Origin of the sequence: Acetobacter sicerae, assembly GCF_011516765.1 — a bacterium.
GTDB lineage: Bacteria > Pseudomonadota > Alphaproteobacteria > Acetobacterales > Acetobacteraceae > Acetobacter > Acetobacter sicerae.
Map to the genome: position 1 here is coordinate 151,634 of NZ_JAAABN010000008.1, position 12,632 is coordinate 164,265.

Below are 12,632 nucleotides of genomic sequence, written 5' to 3' on the forward strand. Positions count from 1 at the left end.
GCTTTTCCGGGAGCCGCGGCTCAGCGAAACTTTGACGGAGGTTATTATGGTTTGCCTGATGGACAAGCTCTTCTGATACGGCATTGCGTGGGGAAGGGCAGACAATGCTTGTATCAGATCACCCGTGCGGCAGACTGAGGCTGGTAGCGACAAGGGCAATCCTACCCATGCTGCTCTTTCCTGTCGTTCTCAACCCTATGACGCGTATGAACCGTTGTGAGTGGGGGCCTGAATCTTCCCACGTCAGGTCGGAGTGCCACCATAGAACCACGACAATGCGGGCATCACGTCTGTTGCATGGATCATGAGGGAATGCCCAAAAATTTGGGAGACCGATACCGGCGAACGAAAACGCGTCAAAAGACAAGGCAATAATCACGTCTATTAACGTGGCCTGCTGAATTCCAGAGATTTTAGGAAGAATGGCGCACCCGAAAGGACTCGAACCTCTAACCCCCAGATTCGTAGTCTGGTGCTCTATCCAATTGAGCTACGGGTGCGTCGTGGCGGCCTTATAGAAAGGAAAAAGCTACCGCGCAATCCCCTTCATTTCATTTTTCTGAAATTTTTTCCGCGCGGTCCGGCAAACACTCCTCCATTGCCCTGATTTCGCCTCTCCCACAGAAGGCGTCTTCTGTGAAAAGAACATCGGAGAGGTCGGAAGACAGCCGGATTGCACCGCTTCGGAGCGCCGAGAGGGGAGCGAGAGCAGCAGCCGTCCCATGCTGAAGGGCGTGCAGCACGCAGGGGCCGTAACTCTCCAGCAGGTCGGTCAGATACTCTTCCGCGCCATTGATGATACGGGTCAGCACCGTGAAATTCTGCTGGCTGAGACCAGCCGCAGCAAAACGGGGAAGGGGCGGTGAGGCAGAGATGTCGTATCCGGTCACCTGTCCGTGTGGCGCGGTGAGAATCGATTCAAGAAAGATCGAGGCGTCCTGCCGAAAGGCTCCAGCCTGTTCGCCATTGGCCAGCAGTCCGAATGCGAGACCACCGGTTTTTTCCACGCGCCGCATGCCAGCCTCGGCGGCCATGTAGAAGCCTGTGAATGGCGCACTCAGCGCAGTCTGGAGGTGACGCTGGATCGTGCCGCCATATCCGACATCGACCACGCCTCGCCTAGTTTCCGTGCCTGCCGTGATTCCTTGAGATGTCGCCCACGCCAGCAGTTCATCCCGACTGGTCTCGGCCTGTCGAAGGATGGTGTCTCTCAGCAGCAGCGTCAGGTTACGGGTGGTGGCGCGGTCTTCCGGCAACGACACGATCATGTCGTGCAGGGAATCGCCTGCCGGCACACTCACGCCCAGTCGTGCTGTGAGCAGGTCCGCCATGCTGCCGCGATAGCCGTCACCTGAATGAAACAGGATTTCAGGATCGAAGCGTACGGCCTGCGCGGCAGAGATCGCAACGCGGCGCGAGACAGGAAACACGGAGGCTTCCGGTAAATGCGGCAGCCAGTGCGTGCGCAGATGCGTGTAAAGGCGGCACAGAAAATGCCCCTCACGCGACAGGAAATGCAGATGCTTGAGATCGGCGAGGGCGGGGTGCAGCGCCAGACGGGCGAGAAAGGTCGTCAGCAGCGGCCCCAGCAGCACTCGCCCCACGGTTTCGGGTGAGGTCAGCGTGATGGGCGTGGTCAGACTGGCCGCATGGCTTCCGGGTGTTCCCGGATCGAGGAAGGGCGAAGCGAAGAGGTTGGAGACCAGCGGGCCCAGCAGGATATCACCTGCGAGCCGCCGTTGCTCCGCGTGACGGGGGGATGTGCCCGGCGGACTGGAGAGACAGTCGAATACGTGCGGAGCCAGCGGTGACAGGCGCAGCATGTTGAGACCGGACAGCACATGATGGTGGCGTATCCGCAGATCGGCCGTGCGCTGGATATCGGCCTGTTCGTTATCGCCGATATGCAGCAGCGTTTCGGTCTGTTCCGTGGCGCGCAGGAGATCCCACATGTCCCCGCGATCCTTGCGGGCGAGGCGTTCGGACGACAGATAAATCTCATCGATCAGAGACAGGATGCCGGTCCGTTCCAGAACGGGATCAAGCTCGGCGCGTGTCAGATAGGTGTCGCTGACAAGCTGCGTCCTCTTGCCTTCCGCCCGCGCCAGTCTGAGCGCGTCCATGACAGCCGGGCGAGGACGCAGCACGTTCCGATCGATCCTCACTTCCTCGGAGCGCGCCAGAGCAAGCGCTTCATCGGGCCAGCCTGTCAGGGTGGCGAGCGCCGCGTAGATGTCGTTCAGCGTCACGTCATCGGTGCCGAACAGGGCCTCGCGGGCGGCGTGTTCGGCCTGCTTTCGGAGAGGCAGGAAATCCTCTCCGGAGGGTGTGAGGTGCGGAAATGTGCGGACCAGACGATCAGCGACGGCGTGGTGGATCGTATCGGGCGTGAGAGCGATTCGTGTGAGTAGGGTGTCGAACAGATCGAAGGACACCGTCGTCGCCCTGCGGATGGCGGCTGTGAGGTCTTTCGGGGTCAGACGTTCGTACAGATCGAGATTGCGACGTCCGTAGCCGACGCGGATGAGGCCGGCGCTACGGTCATATTCATCAAGGCGATGGCCGGTGGCACGGGCGACAAGGCCGATGCAGCGCTCGATGGCATGGGCCGTCGTGCCGTCCATCTGCCCACTTTCTTCAGGAAAGTCGTCAGGCGACCATGGAAGGTCCAGCAGAGGCGCCAGAGCGCTGGAGCGTGCCCAGAACATGCCGCCAGCCGGATAATCGAAATAACCGTCCGGCGGCGTGATATTCAGCCGTTTCAGAAGGGGCCGCGCAACGGCCTTGTTGGTCAGCCAGGTCCATGCCCACCATGGCACGGCAGGGCCGGGAGCGGGCTGGAGCACGCCGAGCGTTTCGTCGTCCATAAAACGTTGCAGGATACCGGCGACGCCCTGCTGTGTCGGGAGGAGCGTGTCCAGCAGCGTATCGCGCCATTCCTGCTGCTCCGAGCCGGTATAGAGCGATTTCTTGGTGTGCAGATGCAGGGACACATCGTGGTCGAGAAGCGCGTTCCGCCAGCAGGACAGGAGAGGGCCGAAATTACGTCCCCGGTTCGGTGTGACGCGGATAAAATACTGTGCGTCAGGTAGAGTGTCCGCGATCAGTTGTCCGATATGGGCGGCCTTTTCCTCACTGTCGGTGGTGATCAGCAGGGAGTGTGCGCAACCGAAATGCCTCAGGCGCGGCAGGATACTGTGTTCCAGAACGTCCGGGTAAAAGACGTGGATGACGACGGCAATCCGGGGGAGGGGAGTGGGGAAAGCGGTCAACCGGGTGGGAACGGTCGCCTGTCGATCGTTGTGGCGCTGCCGGTCATGCACGCCTTCAACGATCCGGCCTTCCTCAATGCCGTATGTCAGGTAATGCACAAGCGCATTGTCCGTGCCGGGCCTGAGATGCCAGCACTGTTTCAGGTAACAGGCAGTGTCGAAGAGTGGTCCGGGATCAAGCTGGCGTTGTGTGCCTGCCGTCAGGAAATGTCGGATGGGATCATCCATATCCCGCTCACAGGCTGGCAGGCGACTGGCGTACCAGGCCGCGTCGAACAGGCCCGATTGGGAGATGAGGCTGTGAAGAGCGCTGATCCTGTCATCCGGGGCGGTTGTGGTCATGCAGGATTTGTCTCACGGCAGGCAACAGGGGGCAACACGTACGCCTGGTTGCCTGTTTTCGGAAGTCTGACCTACTATCCACTCCGTTTAGGTCTGCGATGTGGCGGAAAACGGATTGAATACAGTGAACAGGAAGCCCGAAGCCCAGTCGCCTGACCGGCGTAGCGAGATTCTCGAGGTAGCGGCGCAGCTTTTTGCCGAGCGTGGCTACAGGGGGACTTCCATCCGCGACATTGCCGATCGTGTCGGTATGCTGCCGGGTTCTCTCTATTATCACATCACGTCCAAGGAAGCCCTGTTCGTTGAAATTCACGACAAGGCGATTGATGCGGCCGCGCATCGTGTCCTGAAAGCCATGGAGCCGTTTTCCGACCCGTGGAAACGGCTGGAGGCCGCCTGTGGCGAGATGCTTGATCTCCAGCTGAGTCCGGAGCATGTGACGCTGCCGATCATGAACAACCTGCATGCCGTGCCGGATGATGTGCGTGACGCGCTTGTGCGTAAACGCGACGACTATGAAATGATCTTTCGGCGTATTGTCGATGATCTGCCGCTTCCCGCGGAGATCGACCGCAGCGTCTACCGTATTTTCCTGCTCAAGATCCTGAACACGGCGGAAAGCTGGTATCGGGAAGGCAGGCTCAGCCGAAAGGAAATCACGGCGCAGATTGTCGCGATCTTTCGACACTGAACAGGCATTGTTGGTCTGATTTTCCGGGTTCTGCCAACAACAAAACATTTGGATGCAGGCGGCGCATCTGAAGCGTCTCAAAGGCGCTTCATTGAGAGCGTAGGGGTGTTTTCTGATCCGTTACGTAATGCCGCAATGGAACACATACGAAGATTACGCTTGGGCTGCGCGTGTCGTCTTCAGCAGAAAGGGACATGGGTGGACCAGAGATTATTTTTTGTCGCTGGCATTACGCGCGGACTGTTTCTGCGCAGTAATCATCCACCTGCTATGCATCACTTATGCCGAAAGATGCATAATACCGCTTAGCTCAGGCCTGCCCGTTTCAGTTTCTGGTCCGTGCTGTACTGGCTCAAGGCATAGACAGCCCAGATCGCGGCGGGGATCCAGCCAAGCACGGTGATCTGTAAAAACAGGCACAGTATCCCGGAAATCGGACGCCCGATCGTGAAAAATGTCAGCCAGGGCAGAAAGAATGCAATCAACAGACGCATGGATCACTCCGGACGGAAAAAAGCCCCGCACAGAGTGGCGGGGCTTTTATTGTGGCCTGACTCGGAGTGCGCTGTCCAGTTCCGGGCAGCACGACGAGGCTCAGGCGGAGGCAGAGGCAGTCTGTCCGAGTGCCTGACGCAGCTTGCCTTCGACTTCCGGAGACAGGGACGTCTGGATGATCTTCGCATGACCTTTCAGTTCTGAAAGATGTGCAATCACCTTTTCCGGCTCGGCCTTACGGATCAGGATGAACAGGGCCGACGTACCCGGTGTCAGGGTGGCGCCGAGGTTTTTCATGAAATCGTCATTGATTCCAAAGTCGCTGTTCTTGCCGTCCAGTGCACCGATGCCCGCACCGGCAACACTGCCGACAAGAAGACCGGCCAGCGGGTTGAGGAACAGGAGACCGACAAGCGCTCCCCAGAAACCGCCGGACAGAAAACCCCAAGAAGCGCCAATCTTTTCGAGATTGTAGCTCTGGTCCAGATGCGTCTTGCCGTCTGCCGTGCGCCGCACGACGACCGCGTCTTCCAGATCCAGAAGATATTCTTTTTCAAGTTCACGGCATTCTGTCAGCGCGTTCTGCGCTCCGTCCAGACTGTCGAAACCAACAACAACGAGCGTACTCATGATAATGCCTTCCGAATCATTCAGCCGCTTTGCGACCCAGCACATAGCTGATCGCAGAAGCCGCCACGAGAATCAGAAAACCGAAGACCTTGCAGCCTGTCGGGATGGTTTTCTCATGCAGCTTTGTCTCGCTTTTGATGTCAGCGAGGTGTTCTGAAATCTGCTTGTGCAATTCGTCTTTATGCTTGTGCAGAGATTTGTCGAGACCCTTCACGATTTCTTCAAGGTCTTCGGGGGCTAGTTTCCGCAGGACATCGGTTGCGCTCATAACAGCAGCACTCCTGAAAATTCATGACCGTGACTCTTGCAGTCACAGCTCTCTCCGAAATATTGGTCCGTAATGACGGTTTTTCAAGAGTTGCTTTTCTTAACTTGCGTCCATCAAAGAATGGGGCCGATCATCGCCAGAGTATTGTTCCACAGTACGCGTGTTTTGGGCCATTTTACCACCGTCTCAAGGGACACTTCGTTCGAGGCGTCGATATAGGTCTGCTGGCGCTCGCGCACCGCCTGTGTAAAGGCGTCATCGACAAGCTGGATGTTGTTTTCGAAGTTCAGATCGAAGCTGCGACGATCCAGATTGGCCGACCCGATCAGCGTCATGCGCCCGTCAACAGTCATCGCCTTGGTGTGCAGCAGGCCATGCGGGTATTCGTAAATCTTCACCCCGGCTTCCAGAAGATCACGGTAGTAGCTGCGGCTCGCCCCGGCCACGATCCATGAATCGTTCTTTTTCGGCATGGTGAGAGACGTTTTCACGCCCCTTCGCGCCGCAGCGCACAGAGCCGCCTGAATCGGCTCATCCGGCACATAGTAAGGTGTCGTGACCGTCAGCTCCTCTGCGGCCGAGTTCATGATCGACACGAAGGTTTCCGGCATCGCCGCATACCGCACGGCGGCGCTCGTGCCGATGACCTGCGCCACGAACCCGTCTCCCTCCTGCACTTTTGCGGAGGCCAGAAGCGGTGTCAGATCTTCATTGGTGTGCGCCATCCAGTCAGTCGCGAACAGATGCTGGTTCTGCAACACCACCGGCCCTTCAAAGCGCGCCAGCAGGTCCACCCATGGCGCAAATCGGGGCTTGACCCGAAATTCCGGGTCCGCGCAGTTCTGGCTCCCGCAATAGGTCACGCGATTGTCAATCACCACAATTTTACGATGATTGCGCATATCGAACCGGCCTCTGAACGGGCGCAGCAGCACACTTCCCAGCGGTAACGCCCGCACAAGGAAGACGCCCGCCTGCTGCATGTCCGCCCAGTGACCGCTGTGAATCAGCCGACGTGAGCCGAGGTCATCCGCCATCACGCGACAGACCACACCCCGCCTGGCCGCCCGCATGAGCGCGTCGGCTACTTTCATGCCGTTCCCGTCCGCCAGCCAGATATAGAAGCAGACATGCACATGCTCTTTCGCGGCATCAATGTCGGCGACCATGGCGTCGATCGCGGTGTTGGAATCCTTCATCAGATGCGCCGTGTTGCCACCCATCGGAGGGTAGCCGCTGATCGACTGCCCCACCTTGAACAGGGGAGCAAGGCGCGGCGGCAGACCGAATTCCTTTTCAGCGTCGATCAGGGCCTCGGCGGTCTTTCCCGGCACGGGCAGACGCTTCATGGCATCGCGGATGCGCAGCACGCGCTGGGGTGTCAGCTTGGTTTCACCGAGAAAAAGATAGGCGAGAATACCGCCGATCGGCAGGGCGCCGATGATGGCGACCCATGCCACGCGGGAGGCAGGCTGACGGTGAGGACGCAGGAGCGCCCGCACGATGAACAACGCCTGTAGCGAGGCGGTCAGACCCGCCGCATACCAGCTCCATTTTACGGTGCGCGCATCCACCACCGGTCGACCGCCCGAGCGACGCAGGGCGAAAGAAAATTTCCTGTCTGATAGTTGCGGCATAAACTCTGCTGATCCCGGTCGTGATGACATCAGGGCGGGACGTTACAGCCGCCATCCCATTGGAACAACCGACGCCGGGACCATCGGGCGGGTCCGCATGGACGCCCATCCCGGGCCTTGTTATACCGCCAGACCTGATCTTTCCGCACGAAAGCGGAGCCACATACCGTAGAAACCGGGCAGCGGAGACACCAACAGTCATGACAGACGGCGTACGAGCAAACAGCCTGCGAAACGGCCCCAACGCCTCCGGCCATTTCGGCGACGGGCTGGGCGGACGGTTCGTCGCGGAAACGCTGATGCCCCTGCTCCTTGAACTGGACGAGGCCTACAAGGTGGCCAAGGCCGATCCGGCCTTCCACAAGGAGCTGGCGTTCTATCTCAAGGACTATGTGGGCCGTCCTTCGCCGCTGTGGTTCGCCAAGCGCCTGACGGACGAACTCGGTGGCGCGAAGATCTACATGAAGCGCGAAGAGCTGAATCACACCGGCTCCCATAAGCTCAACAACGTGATGGGCCAGATCCTGCTCGCCCGTCGCATGGGCCGCACACGCATCGTCGCCGAGACCGGCGCGGGCCAGCACGGCGTCGCCACCGCCACGGTCTGCGCGCTGTTCGGCATGAAGTGCGTGATCTACATGGGCGCGACCGATGTTGAACGGCAGGCTCCCAACGTGTTCCGCATGAAGCTGCTTGGCGCGGAAGTCGTGCCGGTCACGGCAGGCGCAGGCACGCTGAAAGACGCCATGAACGAGGCGATGCGTGACTGGGTCGCCAACATCCACGACACCTATTTCCTTGTCGGCACGGTCGCCGGGCCGCACCCTTACCCCGCCATGGTGCGCGACTTCCAGAGCGTGATCGGTGACGAAGTGAAGGTGCAGATGCAGGAGGCCGAGGGTCGTCTGCCGGACGTGATCGTCGCGGCCATCGGTGGTGGCTCCAACGCGATGGGCATCTTCCATCCATTCCTCGACGATCCTTCCGTCAAGCTGATCGGTGTTGAAGCGGCCGGTCATGGTCTGGACAGCGGCAAGACCGCCGCCTCCATCGAGCGTGGCTCACGCGGGGTGCTGCATGGCAACCGCACCTATCTGTTGCAGGACGAGAACGGCCAGATCACCGAGGCGCACTCGATCAGCGCCGGTCTGGACTACCCTGGCGTAGGACCGGAACATTCATGGCTGCATGAAATCGGTCGCGCCGAATATGTCGGCATCACCGATGACGAGGCGCTGGAAGCGTTCCAGACCTGTACCCGCACCGAGGGCATCATCCCGGCGCTGGAATCCGCGCACGCCATCGCCTACGCGGTCAAAATCGCGCCGACGCTGAGCCCTGAGACCCTGCTCGTCATCAACATCTCGGGCCGTGGAGATAAGGACATCTTCACCGTCGCCGAACATCTGGGAGTGAAGCTGTGAGCCGCATCGCCCGCCGTTTTGCGGCGCTGAAACAGGATGGGCGCGGCGCGCTCATCCCCTATCTCGAAGCCTGCGACCCGGACTTCCAGACATCGCTCGACCTGCTGAAAGCCATGCCGGAAGCGGGTGCGGACCTGATCGAGATCGGCATGCCGTTCTCCGATCCTTCCGCCGACGGTCCGGTCATCCAGCTTGCCGCCCGTCGCGGTCTGAAAGCAGGCGCCACGCTGCCGCGCCTGTTCGAGATGGTGAAGTCTTTCCGCGAGCAGGATAACGATACGCCGATCATCCTGATGGGCTACCTGAATCCAATCGAGGCTTATGGCATCGACCGGTTCTGCGTGGATGCTGCCGCTGCTGGCGTGGATGGTCTCATCATCGTGGACATGCCGCCGGAAGAAACCGGACCGATGCAGGGACCGGCCAAGGCCGCTGGTCTGGACATCATCCGTCTGATCGCTCCGACAACGGACGACAACCGCCTCAAGCTGGTGCTGAGCCATGCGTCCGGCTTCGTCTATTACGTGAGCATCACCGGCATCACCGGCACGCGCTCGGCCAGCGACGAGGATCTGCGGGCGGCTCTGCCACGCATCCGCGCCGCGACGGATCTGCCGATCGCCATCGGTTTCGGTATCCGCACGCCGGAGCAGGCTGCGTCTGCCTCGCGTATTGCTGACGGTGCAGTCGTGGCGTCGGCTCTGCTGGCCACGCTGGCGAAGACCTTGGACCCCAGCGAACAGGCGACGCCGTCAACGCTGCCATCCGTCCTGACCCAGTTGCGGGAACTGGCGGCTGCTGTTCGGGCCTGAAAAGCCATGACGCTGGCTGGTGGTTTATAAATCTCCAGCCAGCGTTTATTTGTTGGGGAATTACTTTTCATAACCAAACCGGGATCAAAGGGGCCGCGTCCCTTTGTGGGCACGGGGCAAAGCCCTACAACAGGTTATGCCAGCTTCAGAATCGTGGAGGTCGTTCTTCCGCATGACACACATGACACGCCCGAACCGGTCCTGAAGCCCGCTTTTCCCGTTTGAGCTTCAGATGACAGCCTTCACACTGTTGATGAAACTGTCGTTCGATGATCGGGGCCAGTTCCGGCGTCTTCTTGTGGCACTCGATACAATGCTGAAATGGCCCTGACGCCAGTTTTGGCTCGGTATAATTATGGTGACAGACCACGCAGTTGAATGCGCCGTGATCCTGATGCGTAAAAGTCAGCGGCATCAGAGGCAGTGACTGTGCTGTGTGTGGAGCCCCGCTGACGCTCCACCAGACCGCACTGCCGACAATGCTGGCTGCAGCGCAGAGCGCTACGGCCCCTGAGTGCGCACGCCGTCGCATTATCTGTCGAGCCACACGGCACATAATACCGGCAGGAGCAGCCCGATACATCCCAGAGTGACGACGACAGGTACAGCCAGATCAGCCGTATTTCTCAGACGTTTTTCTCCTCGACGAACCGGAACCGGCAAAGCCCGCACCAGTAATGGTACGATGAGCGCCAGAGCAATCAATCCGATCAGACTGAAGGTCGGAACAGGCGTGACGATCCGAAAATCAGCCTGCCATGCGTGAAGCCCGGTCATACACAGCAGGGCCGCCGCCAGACTGTAATGACAGTAACGGAAGATGCGGGCGTTGCGGAAAACAGCCAGCTTCCAGCGGGGCTGCGATACAACAGCAAGAATGACAAGGAGCAGGATGGCGAACGCGCCTGTTTGCATGACCGGCAATACGGGCGGCCAGATGTCGCGCCAGAGCAGAGGTTCTGCCCACACGCCTCCGATCACATGGGCGACGGCCAGTAAAAGGACAAGATAGCCCGTATACTCATGTAAACGGAGGAAGAACTTGCCTTCATACAGCGGCCGATCAAGTGGGCGTCCTGTCAGAAAAAACATCTGAAAAAGCGCGAACAGGGCGGAATACCCGCCGATCATCGCGATATCCCACATGATGGCCGTGCCGGGCTGGCCCGCCGCAAAGGCGCATGCCAGCAAAAATGTGGTGCAGAGCAGCGCCAGCAATGCTGCAAGAGCGATCCATCCCGGCATGATTTCCACTCTTGTTGCGGTACCGTTTCATTGAAGAGCGATATCGCAAAGATCAGAAAGAAGAAACGGGGTTCGCCATATCTCGTCTTGTCGCTTCGTGAGAGTGTCGCGCTTTTCGTTTGTGCGAAATATTACGAAGATAGAGAGTAGCTCGCTGACGAAAATTAGATCAAGAAGACAAGCGGGGCAGCAAAATAGAGTCTCTATATGTAGAGGTAAGTCTTTTAAAGGTGCTCTGAACTCGTTAAATTAGAACCCAGTTGCTTTAAACTTACATAACAGGGTTGTTTTATGAAGTAAAATAACCATTTCAGCCTTGATCTCCCATCATAGGAGAACTGCGGTTTAAGTGTGTGCGCAGGACAATAAGCTAAATCCTAATGTGCAGAGCCATATTGTTGTAAGTAGTACATGGAAGGAATGGGCGATAAATGTTGATATTATTCTTAAAGTGTGAATGCATCTCGTGCAGTGTTACCAACTATATTTGTTGATATGCCATCAAATGCTCCGCTGACTACACCACCAACCACAGGCACCATTTTCGTTAAATTAATTATTCCAGTTGAACCAGCCTTTGTTATCAATCTAAACCCGACAGCTTTATTAATAGATTTTATCATTTCACCAGTAACATATTTCTGTATAGCTGATGCTGTAAATTTTGTTCCAATTTTCACGCCTGTAGATTTAACTACATCTGCAGCGCTTTTGCCGGTCAGGCAAACAAAACACAATGTCTTTACTTTGTCATCAAGAACGTTGTATCCACAAATATGTGCGATAGCAGCGATCATTCTTAGTTGTATATATAAACTGGATGCCATGTTCGTTGGTATGGAAACAGGTAATGTTACCAAGCCTCCGAGGTTGGTAACAAAACCACCAGTAGCAGCTTTTGTGTTCTGCCATCTAATCAAACTGTTAATTGCATCAATTTTATTATTGTTGTTGGCGCGTAGGTATTCGTTACCGAGTTCTTGTGCTGTACCCAGAACTCCGACTCCTGTAACTGCCTTTTCATAGCTCCAGTCTAATGCTTTGCCAATAACACTCAAATTTGTATCAGACATTTATAATCATCCCTTGAGTTTTTTTGCTCGCATTTCGAAAGCTTTAATTTTATTTTTAACTCACGCTGTTAGGGCAAGCTAGCCCTATTGCCCCGGTTTTGAGCATTACTTCTTGATTATTTCGCAATTTTCCCATGCAGTCATTAATTCACTGTTTTGGTTGTGAGTTTTGTTTTGATAATCTGTTCGTAAAGAAAAGTCAGGTTGCTCATCGGCTTAAGGCTACTTGTGGGAAAAACAATCTGACGAAAGTAGTAAGAATTGCCTTGAATACGGAGCATAAAATCCTCCCTTTGGTGAAGGAGGACGATGGAACAAAGATTATCTTCTTTGCTCCATTTTAGCCGAAAAATAGTGCTATTGGTGCGAACTGTGGGACTCGAACCCGCAGTGACACTTTTCTAACCCATTGAAACAGCAAAAAGAATAGTGATGTGCTGTCTTCTGGTTACTGAATTTCTTATATCGTTGGTTAAACAATCTGGGAAGTATTAATTCTAAAAATTGTGCAATATATTTATCATAATTTTTCTTACTAATTATATTTTTTAGAAGTGTAATATTAACATTTTCGTAGCGACCTTATGAAAAATTCAATTCCCTCTAGGGCCTGTTAGGTCTTGATATAGTCTGCTGTAGCAGCGATGAGGATGACGGAGAGGAAGGATGCGGCGGTTTTCTCATATCGGGTCGCGACAGCCCGCCACTCCTTGAGCCTTGCCCACAGTTTTTCGACCAGATGC

General features: G+C 56.7%; 12 protein-coding genes and 1 tRNA gene. 3 read left to right on the top strand and 10 right to left on the bottom strand.

Annotation, left to right across the window (positions count from 1 at the left end):
• Positions 1–423: 423 nt before the first annotated feature.
• A tRNA-Arg gene (locus GVI59_RS10880) sits at positions 424–500 on the bottom strand.
• 51 nt (positions 501–551) lie between these two features.
• A complete protein-coding gene (locus tag GVI59_RS10885; protein WP_173574301.1) occupies positions 552–3,614 on the bottom strand; it encodes a rhamnan synthesis F family protein in 3,063 nt (1,020 codons plus the stop codon).
• A gap of 124 nt (positions 3,615–3,738) precedes the next feature.
• Between GVI59_RS10885 and GVI59_RS10890 the strand changes: the two genes are divergently transcribed.
• Positions 3,739–4,305, top strand: coding sequence for a TetR/AcrR family transcriptional regulator (locus GVI59_RS10890; protein WP_173574302.1), 567 nt, complete (start codon positions 3,739–3,741; stop codon positions 4,303–4,305).
• 305 nt (positions 4,306–4,610) lie between these two features.
• On the opposite strand, the gene GVI59_RS10895 is transcribed toward GVI59_RS10890, so the two are convergent.
• The 4 genes from GVI59_RS10895 to cls all read right to left on the bottom strand — a co-directional run bounded on the left by GVI59_RS10895 (position 4,611) and on the right by cls (position 7,335).
• The gene (locus tag GVI59_RS10895) at positions 4,611–4,799 is read right to left on the bottom strand and encodes a YqaE/Pmp3 family membrane protein (RefSeq protein WP_173574303.1); all 189 of its coding nucleotides are present in this window, start codon (positions 4,797–4,799) and stop codon (positions 4,611–4,613) included.
• A gap of 100 nt (positions 4,800–4,899) precedes the next feature.
• Entirely contained in the window at positions 4,900–5,430 is a 531-nt protein-coding gene (locus GVI59_RS10900) for a DUF1269 domain-containing protein (RefSeq protein ID WP_173574304.1), read from the bottom strand.
• Between the two features lie 16 nt (positions 5,431–5,446).
• Positions 5,447–5,698, bottom strand: coding sequence for a hypothetical protein (locus GVI59_RS10905; RefSeq protein ID WP_010669257.1), 252 nt, complete (start codon positions 5,696–5,698; stop codon positions 5,447–5,449).
• 113 nt (positions 5,699–5,811) lie between these two features.
• The gene (gene cls, locus GVI59_RS10910; protein ID WP_242013061.1) at positions 5,812–7,335 is read right to left on the bottom strand and encodes a cardiolipin synthase; all 1,524 of its coding nucleotides are present in this window, start codon (positions 7,333–7,335) and stop codon (positions 5,812–5,814) included.
• Between the two features lie 200 nt (positions 7,336–7,535).
• Between cls and trpB the strand changes: the two genes are divergently transcribed.
• Both trpB and trpA read left to right on the top strand, forming a co-directional pair.
• Positions 7,536–8,759: a tryptophan synthase subunit beta gene (trpB, locus tag GVI59_RS10915; protein ID WP_173574305.1), complete on the top strand. Its 1,224-nt coding sequence runs from the start codon at positions 7,536–7,538 to the stop codon at positions 8,757–8,759.
• On the top strand, positions 8,756–9,571 hold the full coding sequence (gene trpA, locus GVI59_RS10920; protein ID WP_173574306.1) for a tryptophan synthase subunit alpha: 816 nt from the start codon (positions 8,756–8,758) through the stop codon (positions 9,569–9,571). The genes trpB and trpA overlap by 4 nt, the downstream gene beginning before the upstream one ends.
• A gap of 145 nt (positions 9,572–9,716) precedes the next feature.
• Here trpA and GVI59_RS10925 read toward each other — a convergent pair whose 3' ends face one another.
• The 4 genes from GVI59_RS10925 to GVI59_RS10940 all read right to left on the bottom strand — a co-directional run.
• Positions 9,717–10,103 (bottom strand): cytochrome c3 family protein, encoded by a 387-nt coding sequence (locus GVI59_RS10925; RefSeq protein ID WP_173574307.1) that lies wholly within the window; start codon positions 10,101–10,103, stop codon positions 9,717–9,719.
• Positions 10,103–10,816: a ferric reductase-like transmembrane domain-containing protein gene (locus tag GVI59_RS10930; protein ID WP_173574308.1), complete on the bottom strand. Its 714-nt coding sequence runs from the start codon at positions 10,814–10,816 to the stop codon at positions 10,103–10,105. The genes GVI59_RS10925 and GVI59_RS10930 overlap by 1 nt, the downstream gene beginning before the upstream one ends.
• A gap of 446 nt (positions 10,817–11,262) precedes the next feature.
• Positions 11,263–11,889, bottom strand: a complete 627-nt coding sequence (locus GVI59_RS10935) for an EcsC family protein (protein WP_173574309.1) — start codon at positions 11,887–11,889, stop codon at positions 11,263–11,265.
• A 613-nt stretch (positions 11,890–12,502) separates the two neighbouring features.
• The coding region (locus GVI59_RS10940; RefSeq protein ID WP_173573981.1) for a transposase at positions 12,503–12,632 on the bottom strand (130 nt) is incomplete at its 5' end.

Coding starts and splice junctions, on each gene's coding strand:
- GVI59_RS10885 (WP_173574301.1), bottom strand. CDS start 3,614: ATGACCACAACCGCCCCGGATGACAGGATCAGCGCTCTTCACAGCCTC.
- GVI59_RS10895 (WP_173574303.1), bottom strand. CDS start 4,799: ATGCGTCTGTTGATTGCATTCTTTCTGCCCTGGCTGACATTTTTCACG.
- trpB (WP_173574305.1), top strand. CDS start 7,536: ATGACAGACGGCGTACGAGCAAACAGCCTGCGAAACGGCCCCAACGCC.
- GVI59_RS10930 (WP_173574308.1), bottom strand. CDS start 10,816: ATGCCGGGATGGATCGCTCTTGCAGCATTGCTGGCGCTGCTCTGCACC.
- cls (WP_242013061.1), bottom strand. CDS start 7,335: ATGCCGCAACTATCAGACAGGAAATTTTCTTTCGCCCTGCGTCGCTCG.
- GVI59_RS10925 (WP_173574307.1), bottom strand. CDS start 10,103: ATGCGACGGCGTGCGCACTCAGGGGCCGTAGCGCTCTGCGCTGCAGCC.
- GVI59_RS10905 (WP_010669257.1), bottom strand. CDS start 5,698: ATGAGCGCAACCGATGTCCTGCGGAAACTAGCCCCCGAAGACCTTGAA.
- GVI59_RS10900 (WP_173574304.1), bottom strand. CDS start 5,430: ATGAGTACGCTCGTTGTTGTTGGTTTCGACAGTCTGGACGGAGCGCAG.
- GVI59_RS10935 (WP_173574309.1), bottom strand. CDS start 11,889: ATGTCTGATACAAATTTGAGTGTTATTGGCAAAGCATTAGACTGGAGC.